This window comes from Streptomyces sp. NPDC060198 (assembly GCF_042728415.1).
Lineage (GTDB): Bacteria > Actinomycetota > Actinomycetes > Streptomycetales > Streptomycetaceae > Streptomyces.
This window is the reverse complement of record NZ_JBHWZJ010000490.1, coordinates 1-4413: the sequence shown is the minus strand read 5'-3', so window position 1 is coordinate 4413 and position 4413 is coordinate 1. Positions and strand designations below refer to the sequence as shown.

The following is a 4413-nucleotide window of genomic DNA, read 5'->3' as shown; positions in this document are numbered from 1 at the left end:
GAGGGCGCCCGGCGCTCCGCCGCCACCGGCGGCCGAGCGCGGTGCGGTCAGCCGGCGCCCGGCCGCCCCGGCACCGCCGCAGACTGCCGCAACCGCAGCGCGTGTTCGCCCAGCTCGGCCTCGCCGCCCCGGTCCGCGGGCACCGAGGCCACCAGGGCCAGCCGGTCGCGTGGGGCCGAACCGGAGAGCGGCACCGCGACGGCGTTCATGCCCCGTGCCGACTCTCCGCCGTCGACCGCGTAGCCCCGGACGCGGATCCGGTCCAGCTGCGCCAGCAGCGCGGTGCGGGAGGCGGCCGTACGCGTGGTGACCGGTTCCAGTCGCTCGTCGGGATAGAGGGTGTCGAGCTCCCCGGCCGTCATCAGGGCGAGCAGCATCTTGCCGCCCGCCGTCGCGTGCGCCGGGTGGGTCAGGCCCGTTCCCGGCCGCACCCGCACGGGGTGCGCGGACTCCCGCCCGTCCGTGACGATGATCCGGTCCCCGATCAGCGCGACCGCCTGCACGGTCTCCCCGGTGCGCCGGACGGCGTCGTCCAGGACGAGGGCCACCCGCTCCCGGACGGCGGCACCGAACCACGCCGGGCTGCCCAGCCTCATCAGTTCCGGTCCCGCCGAGTAGCCCCGCCCCGAGGCGTCACGCCCGGCGAACCCGCGGCCCTCCAGAGTGGTGAGCACCCGGTGCGCGGTGGAACGCCCCACCTCCAGCAGCCCGGCAGCCTCGCTGACGGTGAGCGTGTCATGGGTCAGGAACAACCGCATCAGCCGCAGACCGGTGTCCAGCGATTCGATGGTGTAGCCCGGTGCCGATGCCATGCCGTGCCCGCTCTCATCCGGTACTCGCCGAGGCCGCGCGGAGGGGCGGACGGTCCTCGCCGCCCGTCAAGCGGGGCGACTTTGCCCGCCACTCTTCCGCGGGGCGTGAATCCGCCCCTTTCGATCCTCTTCGACTGTGTGTGCGTACGTACTGCTCTGCGGGACGGACGGGTGAGGTCCTCCCGGTCGCGAGCTTAGGGCTACTCGTCCCAAGGCGCCCCGGCCCGCACCGGGTTGTCCCGCGAAAGAGTCTGGTCGCCCGGGATGATTACGGTCGGTTCTCGCGATGCCCCGTACGTCTTCGTACCACTGTGCGGTACGCGGGTCCGGAATCCTGCCTGTACGGCGCCCGTCGTCACTATCCGCGCACGTCCGGAAGCGTTGAGTGCGAAAACTGGCGAGTGTATTACCCGTGAAGGGTGCGCGCAGGGCGTTGGGTGAATGTGCCGATCCCCTGTTCTGATCTGGCTAAGCTCACGCGCAGTGAAGCCGAGTTGGCACCAATTCGCGCACATGTTCATGAGTGTCAGCACCTGTGGGCATACATCCCGGAATCAACCGCCAGAGGGTTTTTAGATGGTCCGTGTTGAATCACCACCGACCGACCGACGGATCCCCGTCGTCCGCGTACTCCTCCTGCCCGTCGTGCTGGTCGTCGGCGCCTGCGCGCTGGGCGTCACGCTGGTAGCGGACGCCGCTCGGATACCACTCGCCGTGAGCGGCGCGCTCGGCGCCGTCGTGGTCGGTGCGCTCGCCGTCGCACTGAACCGCCGACAGCGCGAGACACGCGTCCTGCGCGCGCAGTACGAACAGCGCATCGCCCAGCTGGAACTGCGCATCGCCGCACACGACGAAGAGACCGTGCGGCTCACCAAGGAACTGATGCCCTCCGCCATCAGGATGCTGCGCGCGAGCAACTCGCCCGAAGAGGTCATGCGGGAGGTGGTGGACGGGGACGAGTCCTACCGCAACCTCCCCAAGGCGCTGCGGCGGCTCGTCTACACCGTGCTGCAGATCATCGACGACGAGGAGGCCCGGCGTGACTCCGCGCAGCGCGCCTTCGTCAGCGTCGCCCGGCGCGTGCAGGCCATCGTCCACCGCCAGGCGAGCGAACTGCGGGAGATGGAGGACCACTACGGGCGCAACCCCGAGGTCTTCGACGACTTGCTCCGCATCGACCACGGCACCGCGCTGATCGGCCGTCTCGCCGACTCCATCGCCGTGCTCGGCGGTGCGCGCCCCAGTCGCCAGTGGCCCAAGCCCGTACCGCTGTTCAGCGTGCTGCGGGGTGCCATGTCCCGCATCCTGGAGTACCAGCGCGTCGATCTGCACTCGATCGCCAAGGTCGCCATCGTCGGCACCTCGGTCGAGCCGCTCATCCACGCCTGTGCCGAACTCCTCGACAACGCCACGCGCTACTCGCCGCCGCAGACCCGGGTGCACGTCACCGCGGTCGAGGTGCAGACGGGAATCGCGATCGAGATCGAGGACGGCGGCGTCAGCCTCAGCGAGGAGGCCCGCTCCCGGGCCGAGAACATGCTCGCCCAGGCCCAGGCCGGCATCAACATGAACGACCTCGGCGAGTCCCCGCGCCTCGGCATGGCCGTCGTCGGCCGCCTGTCGCGCATGTACCAACTCCAGGTATCGCTGCGCCAGTCCGCGTACGGCGGCGTCCGGGCCGTACTCATCGTGCCCCGGGACATGATCACCACCGGGCCCGCACCCGGCATCGCCCACGGCATCGGCGCCACCTCACGGCCCACCAGCTCGCTGGACATGTCGCAGCTCCAGCACGTCGTACCCCCCGCCGGAAAGCGGAAGGCCAGGGTCGAGGCCACCGGCCCGGTGCCCTCGGCAGTCGCCTCACCGGCTGCGTCCGCGCGCCCGGCCGCGCCCGCCGCGGCCCTGGAGGACGAAGTCCCCGTGGTGACCGAGTGGACCGAGAACGGCCTGCCCCAACGCCGCAGCAGGGGACGCGCCCCGCTCGGCTCGCACAACCTTCCGCAGCAGACCCCGGCGCCGGCGGCCGAAGGCGTTCCGGGGGCCCTCAACGGTGCCGCCTCGCAGACCGGTGGCCGCGCGGGCGGCGAGGAAAAGCCCCCCGGCCTCTGGCTGGAGGCATTCACCAAGGCCGTCAACGGCGTGCCGCACGACCCCAAGAACGGCGAAGACTCTGACGACGCGTGGGACAAGGGAGACCTCAAGTGATCCAGCAGCGGGGAAACATGGACTGGATGCTCAAGGAACTGGCCGACGACGTTCCGAGCATCCACCAGATCGTGGTGCTCTCCTCGGACGGGCTGCGGATCGCCATGCACGGCGGAGACCCGGACGTGGGCGACCGGCTGGCCGCCGCCTGCGCCGGCCTGCAGAGCCTGGCAGCCGCCGTCGCCTCCGAAATCCCCTACAGCGACGGCCTGATGAAGCTCGTGGTCATCGAGGTGACCGGCGGATTCTTCTACCTGATGGCGGCCGGCACGGGCGCCTACCTCGCAGTGCTCGCCGGTGAGACGGTCGACGCCGGGCTCGTCGGCGCGCGCATGCGCGACATGGTCGTCCGGATCGGGGCCCACCTGACCAGCCCGCCGCGCCACGACGGGCAGGCCGGATGAACGCTCCCCGACGGGAACGCCGCAATGCCGACCCGGCGCTCAACGATCCCGAGCGCCTGTACGTCATCACCGGCGATCTTGACGGCAGCGAGCGGGCAGCCCTCGACCTGGTCACCATGGTCGTCGCCCAGGCGGAACCCTCACCGACGTTCCAGCCGGAGCAGGCCGCGATCCTGCGGCTCTGCCAGGCACCTCTGTCGGTCGCCGAGATCTCCGCGTATCTCGGCCTCCCGTTCAGCGTCGTCACCTCCCTCCTGACCGAATTACTCGCGACCGAACTGATCGAATCGCGGGCACCCATCGTCCGCGCCACTCTCCCCGACAGGTCCCTTCTCGAAGCGGTGATGCATGGACTTCAGAAGCTCTGACACGATCACCGGCCCCCGTACCGAGGACGTCCTGCCCACCACGGCCACCGCCGCGGTGAAGGTCGTGATCGTCGGCGGGTTCGGGGTCGGCAAGACGACCATGGTCGGTTCGGTCAGCGAGATCCGGCCCCTGACGACCGAAGAGACCATGACGCAGGCCGGCGTCGGCGTCGACGACAACGCCGGGGTGGAGAGCAAGACCGCCACCACCGTCGCCATGGACTTCGGCCGGATCAGCCTCAGCGAGGAACTGATCCTCTACCTGTTCGGTACGCCGGGCCAGGAACGCTTCTGGTTCCTGTGGAACGGCCTCTTCGAGGGCGCCCTCGGCGCAGTCGTGCTGATCGACACCCGCCGCCTCGAAACCAGCTTCGACGTCATCGGACGCCTGGAAGAGCGCGGGGTGCCGTTCGTCGTCGCCGTCAACACCTTCCCCGACGCCCCGCACCATCCGGTCGAGTCGCTGCGGCGGGCTCTCGACCTGCCTGACGAAGTCCCCATGATCGACTGCGACGCGCGACTGAGGACGTCGAGCCGGGACGTGCTGATGACGCTCATGCGCTACCTGCACAGCCTGGCCGTACCCCTCGCATGACGTCCGGGCGGCCGGCCGGTCCGGCC

5 protein-coding genes are annotated in these 4413 nt (G+C 70.4%); 4 read left to right on the top strand and 1 reads right to left on the bottom strand.

The features are described 5' to 3' along the window. Window positions 1–47 precede the first annotated feature (47 nt). Window positions 48–812, bottom strand: a complete 765-nt coding sequence (locus ACFWEP_RS32215; RefSeq protein ID WP_387375466.1) for an IclR family transcriptional regulator — start codon at window positions 810–812, stop codon at window positions 48–50. A gap of 576 nt (window positions 813–1388) precedes the next feature. On the opposite strand from ACFWEP_RS32215, the gene ACFWEP_RS32210 reads away from it, so the two are divergent. The 4 genes from ACFWEP_RS32210 to ACFWEP_RS32195 are packed head-to-tail and all read left to right on the top strand — an operon-like array spanning window position 1389 to window position 4387. Next, window positions 1389–3020, top strand: a complete 1632-nt coding sequence (locus tag ACFWEP_RS32210) for a sensor histidine kinase (RefSeq protein ID WP_387375464.1) — start codon at window positions 1389–1391, stop codon at window positions 3018–3020. Then, window positions 3017–3424 (top strand): roadblock/LC7 domain-containing protein, encoded by a 408-nt coding sequence (locus ACFWEP_RS32205; protein WP_275491019.1) that lies wholly within the window; start codon window positions 3017–3019, stop codon window positions 3422–3424. The genes ACFWEP_RS32210 and ACFWEP_RS32205 overlap by 4 nt, the downstream gene beginning before the upstream one ends. Then, window positions 3421–3792: a DUF742 domain-containing protein gene (locus ACFWEP_RS32200; RefSeq protein ID WP_266711909.1), complete on the top strand. Its 372-nt coding sequence runs from the start codon at window positions 3421–3423 to the stop codon at window positions 3790–3792. Before ACFWEP_RS32205 ends, ACFWEP_RS32200 begins: the two co-directional genes overlap by 4 nt. After that, a complete protein-coding gene (locus tag ACFWEP_RS32195; protein ID WP_328718282.1) occupies window positions 3773–4387 on the top strand; it encodes an ATP/GTP-binding protein in 615 nt (204 codons plus the stop codon). The genes ACFWEP_RS32200 and ACFWEP_RS32195 overlap by 20 nt, the downstream gene beginning before the upstream one ends. Window positions 4388–4413 lie beyond the last annotated feature (26 nt).

Coding starts and splice junctions, on each gene's coding strand:
- ACFWEP_RS32215 (WP_387375466.1), bottom strand. CDS start 812: ATGGCATCGGCACCGGGCTACACCATCGAATCGCTGGACACCGGTCTG.
- ACFWEP_RS32210 (WP_387375464.1), top strand. CDS start 1,389: ATGGTCCGTGTTGAATCACCACCGACCGACCGACGGATCCCCGTCGTC.
- ACFWEP_RS32200 (WP_266711909.1), top strand. CDS start 3,421: ATGAACGCTCCCCGACGGGAACGCCGCAATGCCGACCCGGCGCTCAAC.
- ACFWEP_RS32195 (WP_328718282.1), top strand. CDS start 3,773: ATGGACTTCAGAAGCTCTGACACGATCACCGGCCCCCGTACCGAGGAC.